Source organism: Nocardia sp. NPDC051570, from assembly GCF_044454005.1.
GTDB lineage: Bacteria > Actinomycetota > Actinomycetes > Mycobacteriales > Mycobacteriaceae > Nocardia.
Map to the genome: position 1 here is coordinate 65,133 of NZ_JBITDI010000018.1, position 14,425 is coordinate 79,557.

Consider the following 14,425-nt stretch of genomic DNA (forward strand, 5'->3'; position numbering starts at 1 on the left):
CGAGCGCCCCTCATCGAACAAGGACTGACCAGTGGCACGCGTCAAAAGGGCCGTCAACGCTCAGAAGAAGCGCCGTACCGTTCTCGAGGCCAGCAAGGGCTACCGCGGCCAGCGGTCGCGCCTGTACCGCAAGGCCAAGGAGCAGCAGCTCAAGTCGCTGACCTACGCGTTCCGGGACCGCCGGGCGCGGAAGGGTGACTTCCGCAAGCTGTGGATCGCCCGCATCAACGCGGCGGTGCGCGCGAACGACATGACCTACAACCGCTTCATCCAGGGCCTGAAGGCCTCGGGTGTCGAGGTGGACCGCAAGATCCTCGCCGAGCTCGCGGTGTCCGACGCCGAGGCCTTCGCCGGCCTGGTCGCGGTCGCCAAGGCGGCGCTGCCGGAGGACGTCAACGCCCCGGCTGCCTGATTCATCAGGTGACACAACACGATTCGGAACGACCCGTGGATGCGCTCTCCGAGCGCAACCCACGGGTCGTTTCCGCTGTCAAGCTGCATCGCGCCCCGCAGCGCCGCAAGACCGGCCTGTTCCTGGCCGAGGGCGCGAATTCCGTTGCGGCGGCGCTGGATACCGAGCGCGTATCGGAGCTGTTCTACTCGATGCGGGCCGCCGAACGCGAGCACGAGCTGGTCGCGGGCGCGGTCGCGCGCGGCGTGCGGGCGACGCTGGTGAGCGAGCGCGCCGCCGAACAGCTCGGGGAGACGGTCACCCCACCCGGTCTGGTCGCGGTCTGCCGCTCGGTGGATGTTCCACTACCGCAGGTACTTTCGTCGTCCCCCCGAATGCTTGCCGTCCCGGTCGAGATGTCCGACCCCGGCAACGCGGGCACCCTGATCCGAGTCGCGGACGCGGTGGGCGCGGACGGCGTTGTACTGGCCGGTGATTCGGTGGACCCGCACAACGGCAAATGCGTACGCGCCTGCGCGGGAAGCCTTTTCCACGTCCCGATCGCCCGCGAACGCGATACCGATACGGTGCTGGCCGCGCTGAAGGACGCCGGAATCACGGTGCTGGCCACCACCGCCCGCGGCGAGCTCGACCTCGACGACGCCGAGGACATCCTGCGCGGCCCGGTGGCGTGGCTGTTCGGCAACGAGGCCCACGGCCTGGACCCCGAGGTCGCGGCACGCGCGGACCATCGCCTCCGGATTCCTATCCATGGGCGCGCTGAGAGCTTGAATCTTGCTGCGGCTGCGGCGATCTGCCTGTATGCGAATGCGCGGGTGCAGCACGCTCGGGGTGAGTTCGTAAAGCCCAACGAATGAGGGCGGGCACCAACCCGCCCTCATTCCACTTCGAGACATTGCCTAGCTGCTGCGGTGGACGTTATCGCTGAACTTGCCCGGCATGTTCCCTGCGGGATCGTAGACGCACACCGTCCAGACGCCCCCCTGCCTGCCGTTTACTGTGGCGGCTTGTCCACATCCCAGCTTGGTCGTGGCGCGCCAGACCACCTGGGTGAAGCGGGGTGCCTTGGGCAGGCTCTCCGGATCGCTCCAGTCGACTTCCTTGACCTCGCTGTACCACTCCTTTACCGGTACTGTGCACGGCACCGGATTGGCGCCGCGGCTGGACCATTTCCAGGCCAGGTTCTCTCCGTAACCCTGTGCGTCGTGCTTCATGGTTTCGGTTATGGCGAGTGTTTTGGCGCGTCCTATGGCGAAGGCGACAAGTTTCTGGTCGATTGTCAGTGCGGACGCGTCGTGCTGTTTGCGGTACATGTTGTGGGCGTTCAGGCAGTCGTTCTGGAACGCCTCGGTCGTGAAGTCCTGGTGAGTGGCTGCCGATGCTGATCCGGGAGTTGCCAGCCCCAGAAGGACAGCGACTACCCCGATACATGCCGCTGCTGGGCATCTCGACCTGGTCACAGTAATCGTCGACGAACCAACCGCAGCCGAACGGGCGTGATTACGATGCATACGATCTCCTTCAACGCATAGCGGTCGGGAAGTTCGTCCGAAACGGTAATCCTTCTCGACCGGAACAGGTGAGATCTTGGTCGTGGCAGGGTGTTGAGAACTGACCGGCCTGCTGACCGTGCCTCTCGCCCTGATCGCCATTAGTTCGTAACGGAACCTCATACCGGATGGCCCGGACTCCGGTCGACGACCGCGTCGGGCATTCCGAGATCATCGGCATCGGCACCCGCGAATGCGACGCCGGTCGCGCCATGGGCGAAGAAGTCGTCCGGCTGTTCAACCAGCTCCCGCGCTGACTACCGCCGCTCACCGTCGTCGCCGCCCAGGAGAAACCCGAACCGATACCGCTCCAACGTCGGTGTGTGGAAGGCTGATTCGATGTCTGTAGCCCTCCGCCATATGGACGCCCGACTCTTCCCTGCCTGGCTCGAGCGCGGTCGAGACGAGTACGCCAAAGATCTTGTCGCTGCGGGGCAGACGCCCGAGGATGCCTACCGGCGTGCGGACGAAAGCATGGCTCGCTCCTTTCCCTCCGGTACACCGGGCCCGGGGCACGCGGTCTTCGACGTGGTCGATGACGCCGGGGTAATCCTCGGCTACCTCTGGATCGGGCCGGACGCGAGCGGCAACGCCGACGCCTGGTGGATCTGGGATATCGTCATCGACGCCGACAAGCGTGGCCGGGGCTTCGGGCGACAGACCATGATCCTCGGCGAGGAATACGCCCGGGCCCAGGGCGCTCATACCCTTGGTCTCAACGTCTTCGGGTTCAACACGGGTGCACGAGGCCTTTACGAGTCGCTCGGCTACGAGACGACCTCGGTCAAGATGCTCAAGAGACTCGACTGAGGGTTCAGGCAACGTTCCCTGCTGCGGCACTCGGTCGAGATGTATTGCCGCTCAACATAGTCCGCATGCCGATCGGCGGCGGCGTGCTCAGCAGTCGTGCAGGATGCCGTCGATGGCGTCGTGTTCGGCTCGGGTGACCCACAGGCCGTAGATCGACTTCACCTCGACCTGGTGTTCGACATACGCACAGCGGTAGGGCTTTTGGGGTGGTAGCCACGTGGCGGCGTCGCCGTCGCCCTTTTGCTCGTTGGTGGGGCCGTCTACGGACTGGAGGTTGCGGGGGTCGTTGGCGAGGTCTCGACGGCGGTCGGCGGGGAGTTGCTGGGCGCCGGTTTGCCAGGCGTCGCCCAGGGGGACCATGTGATCTATCTGTACGACAGTGCTTTTCGGGCCGCGTACGAAGACGATCGATTTCCCGGTGTAGGGATCGTGCAGGGTGCCGGAGGTGATGTGGCAGCCGGTGGCGGGTTTCGCGTCGGTGAGGTCGCGGCGCAGGATGTCGTCGCGGGTGTCGCAGCCGTTGTGGCCGCCGGGGGCGCTGTTGTCGTCGGTCCAGGCCTGGCCGAACTGATCTCGGCTGTAGCCGGTCATGGGGGCGCGGCCCTTGATCGGTAACTGGGCCAACATCTGTTCCGCGGTCGCGGGGCTGATCGGGCCGGGTGGAACCGGTCCGGCGCCCGCCACGGGCCCGGTAGTTGCCTTACATCCGCACAACAGTGAGACCGCTGCCAGCAGTGATACCGACAGCGTGACGACGATCCTCATCGAACTTCCTTTGCCGAGCAATGGAATTCATTGTGCCCCACCGTCCGGGCCGGGGCGACAACGGAATTCGCGGTGCTACAGGAATTCGGTGCGATACTGAGCGGCCAGTTGGGCCGCCTTTTCGCGGCTCGCGGCTTGCTCTGCTTCGGAGAGCTGTGGTGGCGGTGCGGTCGGGCTCTCGATCGGGACGGCGACCTGGAGGAAGTACTCCTCTTGACCGGCGGGAGTGCACATGCACAGCATGCGCGCGGGCTGGTCGGAGACGTTACGGAAGAAGTGCGGTGCGTTGGCCGGGATGTTGACTGTCTCTCCGGCTTTCACGTCCACCTCCTCGCCACGGAAGGTGAAGCGGAGTTGTCCCTCCAGCAGCGTAAACATCTCCTCGAAGTCGTGCCGGTGCGGAGGCGGGCCGCCGCCGGGCGGCACGTGCATATCGATCAGGCAGTATCGGCCGTCGGTTTGCTTGCCCGACAACAGGATTGTGTAGACATCACCGGCCAGCGCGATGTACTGCAGGTCGTCGTCGGTCTCCGGTCGCACGACCGCGAGCCGACGTTGGGGATCGTCCGGGGGGATCGGCGAGGGGAGGGTCACGATGGTCGCTCCTTCGGATCGAAGCGGAACATTTCATCCGCTTCGAGCAGGCTAGTGCGCGGTCGTCGACCATGTCCAGGTCGTGCACTGTCACCAATCGAGATCCTGTCATCGCTCGGTGAAGGCCGACTGCTTCGGGGTAAGCGCCGTTACCTCTCTCCACCGCATGACCACGATCAGTCGCGATCGACGGTAGAGAATCCGGACACGTACGCCTATCCCAGAAGACCCGGAATTCGATGTGCCCCTGCAATTGTGAGGGACCCACAGTCAGCACTGAGGTTCCGCGTTTTCACGGAGAGCTCCAATTCATGCTTTGGTGGCGTTGGCTGACAGCGCGGGCGAGCTATCCCTGTGGGGGTACGTCCTATCCCTGTGGGGGTACGCCGAATTCCGGGTTTTCTCGGATAGGAATGCGTGTGCGGGTTCTCTACCGTTGGTATCCGGCTGATCGTGGTTGTGTGGTGGAGAGAGAGGTAACGGCATGCGGGCGAGCATTTTTCGGCGACGCAGATCGGACGGTACGGGTACACGGCGGGGTGTTTTGATGGTCGTCGCCGCGCTCGTGGTCGGGTCCCTGGCTGGGCTGGGGGTAGCCAGGGCTGTGCCGGTGGGTTCGGTTCCGGCCGGTGATCTGGATCGCTTCTCTCGCCAGCACCTGGACTGGCATGTGTGTGGCGATGACGCACTGGATAAGGCCGGCGCGCAGTGCACTGAGGTGACGGTGCCGCTGAATTACGTCGAGCCGCAGGGCCGCACCATCACCGTCGCGATCTCCCGACTGTCCGCCACCGATCCGGCGAAACGCCGAGGCATCATGCTGACCAATCCCGGCGGCCCCGGTGCGCCCGGACTGGGCCTCCCGCTCTACCTCGCCGAGGCGATGGCGCCGGACGTGCGGGACCGATACGACCTGATCGGGATGGACCCGCGCGGTATCGGCCGGTCGGCACCCGTGCATTGCGGCTGGCCGATCGGGCTCGGACTGCAGTCCGCGGGGGTGGATCTCGAAAGCTTCGGCGAATCCGTTGCGACACAGGCGGATCTGGCGGCGCGCTGTCAGACGGCTGAGCACGACAAGCTGCCTTACATCACTACTCGCAACACCGCACGCGATATGGATGTGATTCGCGGTGCGCTCGGCGAGCAGAAGATCAGCTATCTCGGCGGCTCGTACGGCACGTACCTAGGAGCGGTCTACACACAGATGTTCGGCGACCGCACCGACAGGGTCGTGCTCGACAGCGCCATCGACCCGCGGCGCTACCCGGTCGGGCTGATGCAGGACATCGGCGCGCCCGACGAGGCAGCGCTCGACGCCTGGGCCGACCGGACCGCCGCACGCCATGACGAATACCGTTTGGGCGTCACACGTGCCGAGGTCCGCGCCACCGTGACCACTCTGATCCGGCAGGCGGCGCGCACACCGATCCGGATCGGGTCCTACGATCTCGACGATCACTGGATTCCGGTACTGCTGCACGAATCGCTCAGTGATCAGCGTCGCTACGACGAACTCGCCAGCCAGGTCCGGCTTTTGGCCGATGCCGCCGCCGGTCATCCGGTACAGCCAACTCCCGAGTTGGAGCAGTTTCTCGCCCTCCGGCTGACGGCTAAGCCGCAGGAGATCTCCGGTCACGATGCCGTGTGGTGCGGTGATGTCGCCGCCCCGCGCGATCCGGATTGGTATTGGCGCAATATCGAGGCCAGCCGGGCCACCCAGCCGGTGTTCGGTCCCTATGTCAACAACATCACCAGCTGCGCGTTCTGGCCCGCGCCGGTCGAGGCGCCGACCATCGTGCAGAACTCGGCGCCGACATTGATTCTGCAGGCCACCGGCGACACTCGCGCCCCATACCAAGAGGGTGTCGACCTCCATCGTGCGCTGACCGGCTCCCGGCTGATCACCCTCCAGGATGTCCGCGTCCACGGAATCTATGGCCACTTCCCCAATCGTTGCGTAGCGGACACGGTCGACACCTACCTGCGCGACGGCACCCTGCCCGCCACCGATCTCACCTGCCACGCGGACTGATCCTGACGGTTCTTCAGCATGGTGACCGAGTGGTCGAATCGGCCGTTGGTGACGGCTGGGTGAAGGCGTCCCATTCGGTGGGGGAGAACAGGTCAGAAGAGATGGATCATCTCGCCCTGGATGCCCGGTGGGAAGCTCACTAATGGCTTGCGTCCCACCGGGTGTCGTTCACAACCTCTACGTGGTCGCTGACATTCGAACCATTGAAGTGGATGACTCGACATTCATGACGAGCGTTCCCTTGCGATCGCCAGGATTAGATCTCTGGTTTCTGATGTGCCCAGGGTCAGACGCCGAAGTCGTTCGCTCGCGTCCTTGTACTTGACGACCTCATCCTCTGTCTCCAGGTACAGGGCACCGGCGAATTGCTCGAGAAAGACGACGGACGTCGGGGTGAGCCCGGTGTTGGGGAGTGGCGGGAAGTCCAGGCAGAGGAACGTGCCCATGAGACCGGCCATGGGATCCGTCGCCCCGGCGGGTATGGCCCTGATGGTGACATTCGGCAGGTCTGAGAGATGGACCAGGTGATGCAGTTGGTCGTGCATCACTCGAGGGCCGCCGGTCAGCTGGCGCAGTACCGATTCCGGGATGAATGCCTCGTACTCGAATCGCTGCTCGCGGAGTCGGCGTTGACGCTCCTCGGCGATCGCCATGCGGCCCGCTATCTGTTCGGGCGACCAGTTCGGGTATTCCGCCCAGATGAGCTGTTGTCTGTACTCATATGCGTGCAGAAGGCCGGGGATGAGGTTGCTATGTCGCTGGGTCAGTCTTCGGGCGGCTTCCTCCAAGTGCAGGAAGTACTCGAAGCCTTCCCATTTGTTACCGAAGTACGCACGCCACCAACCACCTTCGGACTTGCGTTCGGCGCGTACCTCCTCAGCGAGCGTGAGCAGTTGTCGCCGTTCCGCGTCGCTCACACGCAGCTTGTCGCAGATGGCGTTGAGCATGAGGCTCGTGACATTACGTTTCACACCGTCCTCTAGGCGCCCATACGTTTGCGGCGAAGTCTCTACGGCTCGCGCGACCGCGTACTGCGCCAGCCCTGCTCGTTCCCTGTACTTCTGCAGCTCTCGCCCGAATGTCCTGCTTGCAAGAGTCGAGCCTGCCATCGTTACCCTCGCTATCTATTGGCCTGAATTCTGGAAAACCTCGTTCTGGAACCGATTGGAAACAGGAGCGGTGAAGCCGCCGAAACCCCCCGCCCTGCTGATCGGAAGAGTATCACTACAGGTAGTGCTCCGCTTCTGATTCGGCAATGGGAAGGAATTCAAAGTGGTTGTGTCCTACGGTCTTCCGATAATCGATCGCTGCGCGACCGGTCGGCTCGTCCGCGTGGGCCGACTGAAATCCGGGTTCTTATATAGGAATTCGATTCGGCGGTGCCCGGGACCGCGAAACTGCGCTGTGTGCGGGCGATCTCGGCGTGGTACCTCGAGGTAGTGCGGGCTTCGGGGTATCGGTATCCCGGCCGTGCTCGGGTGCGCCGTGCGGATTCGCGCCCGCCCGCCTAATGCTTCCATTCGGTAATGTGCGTCACAATGCATTGATTAGCTGCATGGTTGCCCTGTTTCATCGAGTAAACCTCCGTGCGGTGATTGTGGGTATCTCGGTGAATGCAAGGCTTGTCGCGGTTCTGTCGTTCTTCGTAACAGCTCTGGTGGGTACTGCGGCGGTTGTGCATGCTCAGCCGCCGCAAGAGTTGCATTACAGCGCCGGTCTCTCCGGTGACTCGGTACTTCTGAGCATCGATGCCGGGTCCCTCGTGGTCGCCGACGGCCAGCTGCAGATCCGGGATCCGGGCAATGTGGTGGTCGGCGGCATTCCGCTGGTCTACGAGCGCAATGGCCGACGCTGGCCGATCGCGGCCAGCGTGGACGGCCGCACGGCCCGCATCACACCGAGCGTCGACCCCGCCGCCGCGATTCCCGCGCCCGATCCGATGCTGACCCAGGTCGACCTCAACCCCGGTTCGGACCAGTTCAACGACGCCCTCTCGCACTTCTCCACCGAGGTCGGCGTCGCCACGGCCCTCGGCGCCCTGATCGGCACGGCCATCGGCGCGGGCCTGGGCTGCCTGCTGGGCGGCCTGGCCGCCGGCGCTGTCGCCGCGGTCCCGACCATCGGCGTCCTCGCGGTCCCCGGCTTCCTCGGCGGCTGTCTGGTCACCGCCGTCGCGGGCGGGGCGATCGGCGGCCTCATCGGCACCATCGCCTTCGGCGTCCCGGTAGCCATCGCCGCGGCCATCCTGTTCTTCGGCGCGATCAACCAGCCTCCGGTGCCGTCGACGAAATGAATTGCCCGCAGCGGGCTTTCACTGTGCACAGTGCGGCGTGCGGTAGCGCCCGGGCGCTACCGCGTGCGGTCGGCGCGACGCGTGCCGGTGTGGAGGCCGCCGAGTAGCGACGTCGATCATCGCGCGGGCGATTCCATCGACGGGTTCGTCAGAGCGTCGGTGCTATCCACCCAACACGGTCAGTAGCGCGGTGCCCACGGGAACGCCCAGTCCAGTGCAGGCGTCCCAGCCGGGGCCTGCCGAGAAGGACCCGTTGTTGCCCGCGGTGATGTCCCGGAAGCCCGGCGCTGCTTGGCCTTTCGCCACACCGCGGTAGAGCGCCGCTGGCAGCAGGCCCTGCTTGCTTCCGAGATCTTGTGCCAACCGGCATACCAAACCGGCCCACAGCGGGGCTGCGGCGCTGGTTCCGCCGACGACTTCGGTATTTCCGTTCACGTAGATCTGATATCCGGTCTGCGGATCGGCGTCTGCCGCGACATCGGGCACACCGCGTCCGGAGCCCGGCACGCCCACGTCGGCCTGCCAGGACGGCACCGGGTAGACAGTGCTCACGCCGCCGCCGGTAGCGGAGTTCGGCCCGTCGTTCCAGACGGTCTCCGATTCCACTCCACCGCCCGAGTCGAGATTCAGCGTCGTGCCGCCGACACCGAGCACGTAGGGACTCGAGGCCGGGTAATCGACGTGGTTGTTCCCGTCGCCGACACCGTCGCCGCTGCCGCCGTCGCCCGCTGAGACGGACACCGTGACGCCGAGTGCGGCGCCGTCGCTGCAGGCGGAATCTATTGCCTGACGGCCTTGTTCGGACCATGATTCCTCGGGACCGCCCCAGCTGATGCTGACCACGGCCGGCGTGGGAGTGGCATGGACCGCCTGGCTCAACGCGTCGACGAAACCCTGTTCGCTGTTGGGCCCGAAGTAGACCAGCTGAGCTGCTCCATTTGCCGCAGAGCCCAGAACCTCGATGTCCAGGGTGGTCTCGATGGTGGCACCGTCTGTTCCCGGGTTGTTCTGGCCACCGTCGACGCCCACCGCGGTGACGCTCGGCGTGTTGAGGCCCGCGCTGGCGAAATACGTATCCAGGTCATCGGTATTGAAGCCGCCGCCGAATTCGAGGATGGCCGCCGTCTGGCCGGAGCCGTTCCCGGCGGGGAAGCTGTACACCGACGCCAATTGCGTTGGCACGTAGGACGCGGCCGGGCTGACGGCGGTCAGCACATGCGGCCGCACCACCGGTCGGGTGTCCAGGCCGAGGACGGCGATGACGACACCGTCCAGTAGAGCGGGCAGCTGAAGATCTCCGTGACGAATGCGGAACTCGCACGGGGGGTTGCCGGCCACTGGATCCGTGCCGCGAACCCTGCGCAGTTCAGCGCCGAACAGCAGCTGCGCCACCGATGCCGAAGCGGTCGCCTGCACGCGTCGCGATGAGATGTACTCGCCGACGATCTGCCCGCCCACAGCGGTGAGAGTCGAAGTGACAAGCGCCATATCGGCAGGTTCCGCGCCGTATCGCGCGGCGAACTCTGCCGGAGTCACCGTCTCCCCACCGGTGATCAACCGGATGGGCAGCGGCTCTCGACGCCTCAGGACGAGGGTGAATCCGATCGTCTCGTCCGGGTCTACCGGACCGAGGTCCGTGACATCGGCGATCGAGGGGAGCCAGCTTCCGGGTAACGGGATATGAGTGGAATCCGACATGAGATCCTTCCTTCCGAAAGGCTCCGGTCTCCTGGCAGAACGGGTTGTCCTGCAACGGGATTCATCGAGGCGGCAAAGTCTCCGCGTAGCCATGTAAATCGTACGGCCACAGTGATTCCGAACGGAAGCAGAACAGATATCATCACCGCGCCAAAGCGATGACAACTATGCGGCGGGGCGGGAACCTGATTGCCGTCGCGCGATCGCCCGCACCACCCAGCCGGAATGCGTAACCCGCCCCGACTGCGGGTCTGTGCTCGTCCGGGTGGTGCGAGCCGAGATCACGGCATCAGCCGAAATCGGCTGTCACCGGCTACGACCCGGAATTACGGGCACACAGCGCCCGGGTCCGCCGCCTTGATGATGGCGCACGCCGCAGCCTGGGCCGCAGCGGCCCCAGCCGCAGCCCCCTCCGGTGAACTGGAGCTGCTGCCGGACGAGCCGGTGCCACCGGCAACCGGCGCGGGTGCACCCGAGCCGCTGTCGGCCGAGCCGGTGCCACCGGCAACCGCCGCGGGTCCATGGGAGCTGCCCGCGCCAGCCTGCAGGATCGCGCTGAAGTCGCTGCCAGCCGAGCCGGTGCCGCTGGCATCGACCACCTTGGCGGTGCTGGGCGCTTCGGGCTGCAGCGCGATATCTGCCTGTGCGGTGGCGCAGGACAGGAACGCGGCGCCGATCACCAGCGCGCCGACGGTCAGCCGTGAGAAACGCTTCATGTTGAATGTGCCTTTCTTCGAAGGGGTTTCGAACGTCCGAAAGTCCGGACGTTCGAAACCATCGAGAGCCGCACATACGCCGTTTCGCATGAGACGTCACTTATCGATCATTGCGGTGTGAATGCTCAGCGACCGATCAATCGGTCGGTAATCGGGGTCATATTCAGGCGAGTGGGGCCAGCGCCTCCGCGAGCGGAGTGAGAATCGACGGGGTGTGCGGCGTCGGCAGATAGACGATCGCCAGATCCAGTCCCGCCTCGGCCAGCGCCGCGATCTGTTCGACGGCCGGGCCGAATTCGCCATTCTCACCGAGCCTGATATGGCTGGATAACGTGATCTGCGCGGGATCGCGGCCGATATCCGCGCAATGGGCATGGAGTACGTCGCGCTTGCGGATGAACTCTTCTACGGGGCCGCCGAGGTAGTTCCAATGCTGTGCGAAGCGGGCGGTGGTGCGCAGGGTGCGCTTCTCGCCGTTGCCGCCGATACAGATCGGCGGGTGTGGGCGCTGCGGGCCCTTGGGTTCGTTGCGGGCCTCGGTGAGTTGGTAGAACTTGCCCTCGAAGGTGGTGGTCTCCTTCGACATCAGGCCCACCAGCACCTCGCAGGCCTCCTCGAAGCGGTCGCTGCGGTCGCGGGCGCTGCCCAGTTCGAGGCCGTAGGCGCCGGACTCCTGCTCGTTCCAGCCCGCGCCGATGCCCAGTTCGAGCCGCCCGCCGGAGATGATGTCCAGGGTCGAGGCCATATTGGCGAGCACGGCCGGATGCCGGTAGTGGATGCCGGTCACCAGGGTGCCCATCCGCAGGCGGCGAGTGGCCTGTGCGAGTGCGGTGAGGGTGATCCAGCCCTCCAGGCAGGGCCCGGTCGGATCGGAGAAGATCGGATAGAAATGGTCGAAGTTCCAGCCGGATTCGAAGATCTCGATATCGTCGGCCTCCCGCCAGACGGCGAGCAGATCTTCCCAATTGGTGTGCTGCTGTGAGGTTTTGAATGCGAAGCGCATGCCCGCCAGCCTACGGGTCGGCGGCGCTCGCGGCCGATATTGCGGGCCTTCGTCGACGGGTGTCGCGGGCCTTCGGGAATTAAGGTGTTCGCATGCGGATGCGGCGGGTGTATCTGGGTGCCGAGTATGTGGCGCTGTTCTTCGGGGGGACGACCGTGTACAACGCGGTGTTGCGCGGTAGGCCGCCGATTCCGGCGTTGCTCGCGCTGGCCTGCGGGGCCGCGGTGTATTTGCGGCGTTCGCCCGGATTCGATCGGGCCTCGCTGTGGCGGGCCGAGGCGTTGGATGGTCAGGCGCGCTCGATAGCGGTGTCGGCGGGGGCGAGCGCGCTGGCGCTCACCGCGGCGACCGCGGCGGTGCGGCGGGAGGATCTGTTCGATCTGCCGCGGCGAAATCCGTGGCTGTGGCTCGCGGTGATGGTGTTGTATCCGGCGCTGAGTGTGTATCCGCAGGAGTTGATCTTCCGGTCGTTCCTGTTCCATCGGTATGCGCCGGTATTCGGTGAGGGCAAGGGTCTCGTCGCCGCCAGTGCGGCCGCGTTCGGTTATGTGCACATCATCTTCGGCAACTGGTTCTCCGTGGTCGCCAGCGGATTCGGCGGCTGGATCTTCGGGATGCGATATCTGCGCACCCGGTCGCTGGCGACCGCCTCCGCCGAGCATGCGGTGTATGGGATGCTCGTCTTCACCGTCGGCCTGGGCCGGTACTTCTATCACGGCGCGGCGCCCGCCGCCCGAATCCGATTGAGCGACCGGCCCGGTGGGTCGGTGTTAGCATCGCGGAGGTGACCGATACCGGAGTTTTGCGAATCGGAATCCTGGGAGCCGCACGGATCGCGCCGACGGCGCTGATCAAACCGGCCGCGGCCGATCCCGGTGTGGTGGTCGCCGCCGTGGCTGCGCGAGATCCGTTGCGGGCGAGGCAGTTCGCCGATAAACACGGCATCGGGACGGTGTACAACGGCTACGACGAGCTGATCGCGGCCGACGATATCGATGCCGTCTACAATCCGCTGCCCAACGGCCTGCACGGCAGGTGGACACGTGCGGCGCTGGCCGCGGGCAAACATGTCCTGTGTGAGAAGCCGTTCACCGCCAATGCCGCCGAGGCGCGCGAAATCGCCGATCTGGCAGAGGATTCCGGCCGGGTGGTCATGGAGGCGTTCCACTATCGCTACCATCCGATGACGCGGCGTGCCGAGGAGATCATCGCCTCGGGCGAACTGGGCAAGCTGGTGCGGGTGGAGACGACGCTGGCGTTTCCGCTGCCGAAGTTCTCCGATATCCGCTACAACTACGGGCTCGCGGGCGGCGCGTTGATGGACGCCGGATGCTATGCGATCCACATGGCCCGCGTCTTCGGCGGCGAGACTCCCGAAGTCGTTTCGGCACAGGCGAAGTTGCGCGATCCGCGGATCGATCGCGCCATGACCGCGGAGCTGCGCTTCCCCAGCGGCCACACCGGCCGGATCAGCTGCTCGATGTGGTCGTCGGAACTGCTGCGGATCAGCGCCCGGATCGTCGGCGAACGCGGGGAGATGAAGCTGTTCAATCCTGTTGCGCCGCAACTGTTCGGCAAGTTGTCGGTGCGGCTGGCACATAACAGCCGGGCGGAACGATTCCCCCGCCGGACCACCTACGCCTATCAGCTCGACGCCTTCGCCGATGCGGTGCTGCGCGGCGGGCCGGTGCCGACCGGACCGCGGGACTCCGTCGAGAATATGACCGTCATCGATGCGATCTACCGCGCCGCGGGATTGCCGCTGCGCGAACCGAGTTGACACTACTGCTTGTCCTGACCGATCGCGGGGCTGATCCGGCGCCACTCGCGGTCCCATTCGGCGGCGCGGCGACGGGCGAGTAGTCGGCCGGTGAACCAGGTGAATCCGCTTGTGCCGATCCACATTCCGGCCGCCGACAGGAATCCGATGCCGGTGCCCTGGGCGACGGCCACATCGGCCGACAGCGGCGGTGTCGTCGGATGGCCATCGGGTCCGAGCCACAGGGTGATCCGATCACCGGGCTTCGTCGTGCCCAGGACATCGATCACCGCCTCCGCGGAGCCGCCGGGGCGCTCCCAGCGCGCGTGGGCGTGCCACAGATTCGTGGCCACCTCGCTGGCGGACGGCCGGTCCGGGGCGGTGGTGATCACCGCCGCCACGGCGGATTTCGTGGAGTTCTCCGATCGGATTCGCGCCGCGGCCGCGTGATGTCCGGCCGCGCCGCACCAGATCGCCACCGGGACGGCGGCCAGCATCGACAGCACCGCGAGGATGCCGACCAGCCCCTCGACGCGATCCGACAGCCGCATCAGCGGATTGCGAGCCCACGGCGCGATGCGCAGGATTCGCACCGTCGTCGAGCCGTCTCGTGCCATTTCGCCTCCCACGCGACGCACGTCTCTCGCCTGGTCGTGCGGTAGCCGCCGAGTGTCGTCGGCGTGCCACCGATTTCGGTTGGACGCCCTGATGGTATTCGCAGGTGTGGGCGGAGGAGGGGAGATTGCAGCGGCGCGATTCTCGCCGTCGTCGCCGGGGCTGCCGAGAGGTG

General features: G+C 65.7%; 16 protein-coding genes. 8 read left to right on the plus strand and 8 right to left on the minus strand.

Features of this window, described 5'->3' with window-relative positions:
• The first annotated feature begins 31 nt into the window (after positions 1–31).
• Complete coding sequence (gene rplT / locus ACIA76_RS34445) at positions 32–412, plus strand: 50S ribosomal protein L20 (RefSeq protein WP_397158032.1); 381 nt, start codon at positions 32–34, stop codon at positions 410–412.
• A gap of 35 nt (positions 413–447) precedes the next feature.
• Positions 448–1,269, plus strand: a complete 822-nt coding sequence (locus ACIA76_RS34450; RefSeq protein WP_397158034.1) for a TrmH family RNA methyltransferase — start codon at positions 448–450, stop codon at positions 1,267–1,269.
• Between the two features lie 42 nt (positions 1,270–1,311).
• On the opposite strand, the gene ACIA76_RS34455 is transcribed toward ACIA76_RS34450, so the two are convergent.
• Positions 1,312–1,923 carry a CAP family protein gene (locus ACIA76_RS34455; RefSeq protein WP_397158036.1) on the minus strand — a complete coding sequence of 204 codons (612 nt, stop codon included), beginning with the start codon at positions 1,921–1,923 and terminating at the stop codon, positions 1,312–1,314.
• A 167-nt stretch (positions 1,924–2,090) separates the two neighbouring features.
• Between ACIA76_RS34455 and ACIA76_RS34460 the strand changes: the two genes are divergently transcribed.
• A complete protein-coding gene (locus ACIA76_RS34460) occupies positions 2,091–2,219 on the plus strand; it encodes a hypothetical protein (protein WP_397158038.1) in 129 nt (42 codons plus the stop codon).
• An 82-nt stretch (positions 2,220–2,301) separates the two neighbouring features.
• On the plus strand, positions 2,302–2,772 hold the full coding sequence (locus ACIA76_RS34465; protein ID WP_397158040.1) for a GNAT family N-acetyltransferase: 471 nt from the start codon (positions 2,302–2,304) through the stop codon (positions 2,770–2,772).
• A gap of 87 nt (positions 2,773–2,859) precedes the next feature.
• On the opposite strand, the gene ACIA76_RS34470 is transcribed toward ACIA76_RS34465, so the two are convergent.
• Positions 2,860–3,537: an HNH endonuclease family protein gene (locus ACIA76_RS34470; protein WP_397158042.1), complete on the minus strand. Its 678-nt coding sequence runs from the start codon at positions 3,535–3,537 to the stop codon at positions 2,860–2,862.
• 75 nt (positions 3,538–3,612) lie between these two features.
• Positions 3,613–4,131, minus strand: coding sequence for a cupin domain-containing protein (locus tag ACIA76_RS34475; RefSeq protein WP_397158044.1), 519 nt, complete (start codon positions 4,129–4,131; stop codon positions 3,613–3,615).
• A 547-nt stretch (positions 4,132–4,678) separates the two neighbouring features.
• Between ACIA76_RS34475 and ACIA76_RS34480 the strand changes: the two genes are divergently transcribed.
• Entirely contained in the window at positions 4,679–6,166 is a 1,488-nt protein-coding gene (locus ACIA76_RS34480; protein WP_397158046.1) for an alpha/beta hydrolase, read from the plus strand.
• 224 nt (positions 6,167–6,390) lie between these two features.
• Here ACIA76_RS34480 and ACIA76_RS34485 read toward each other — a convergent pair whose 3' ends face one another.
• On the minus strand, positions 6,391–7,275 hold the full coding sequence (locus tag ACIA76_RS34485; protein ID WP_397158048.1) for a helix-turn-helix domain-containing protein: 885 nt from the start codon (positions 7,273–7,275) through the stop codon (positions 6,391–6,393).
• 500 nt (positions 7,276–7,775) lie between these two features.
• Between ACIA76_RS34485 and ACIA76_RS34490 the strand changes: the two genes are divergently transcribed.
• Complete coding sequence (locus ACIA76_RS34490) at positions 7,776–8,459, plus strand: hypothetical protein (protein ID WP_397158050.1); 684 nt, start codon at positions 7,776–7,778, stop codon at positions 8,457–8,459.
• A 162-nt stretch (positions 8,460–8,621) separates the two neighbouring features.
• On the opposite strand, the gene ACIA76_RS34495 is transcribed toward ACIA76_RS34490, so the two are convergent.
• The 3 genes from ACIA76_RS34495 to ACIA76_RS34505 form a co-directional block, all read right to left on the minus strand.
• Complete coding sequence (locus ACIA76_RS34495) at positions 8,622–10,157, minus strand: S8 family serine peptidase (protein WP_397158052.1); 1,536 nt, start codon at positions 10,155–10,157, stop codon at positions 8,622–8,624.
• 326 nt (positions 10,158–10,483) lie between these two features.
• Positions 10,484–10,963, minus strand: coding sequence for a hypothetical protein (locus ACIA76_RS34500; protein ID WP_397158054.1), 480 nt, complete (start codon positions 10,961–10,963; stop codon positions 10,484–10,486).
• A gap of 73 nt (positions 10,964–11,036) precedes the next feature.
• Positions 11,037–11,876, minus strand: coding sequence for an LLM class F420-dependent oxidoreductase (locus ACIA76_RS34505; protein WP_397158056.1), 840 nt, complete (start codon positions 11,874–11,876; stop codon positions 11,037–11,039).
• A 92-nt stretch (positions 11,877–11,968) separates the two neighbouring features.
• Between ACIA76_RS34505 and ACIA76_RS34510 the strand changes: the two genes are divergently transcribed.
• Complete coding sequence (locus ACIA76_RS34510) at positions 11,969–12,664, plus strand: CPBP family intramembrane glutamic endopeptidase (RefSeq protein ID WP_397158058.1); 696 nt, start codon at positions 11,969–11,971, stop codon at positions 12,662–12,664.
• Entirely contained in the window at positions 12,661–13,656 is a 996-nt protein-coding gene (locus ACIA76_RS34515; protein ID WP_397158060.1) for a Gfo/Idh/MocA family protein, read from the plus strand. Before ACIA76_RS34510 ends, ACIA76_RS34515 begins: the two co-directional genes overlap by 4 nt.
• Before the next feature lie 2 nt (positions 13,657–13,658).
• On the opposite strand, the gene ACIA76_RS34520 is transcribed toward ACIA76_RS34515, so the two are convergent.
• The gene (locus ACIA76_RS34520; RefSeq protein ID WP_397158062.1) at positions 13,659–14,252 is read right to left on the minus strand and encodes a hypothetical protein; all 594 of its coding nucleotides are present in this window, start codon (positions 14,250–14,252) and stop codon (positions 13,659–13,661) included.
• Between the last annotated feature and the right edge of the window lie 173 nt (positions 14,253–14,425).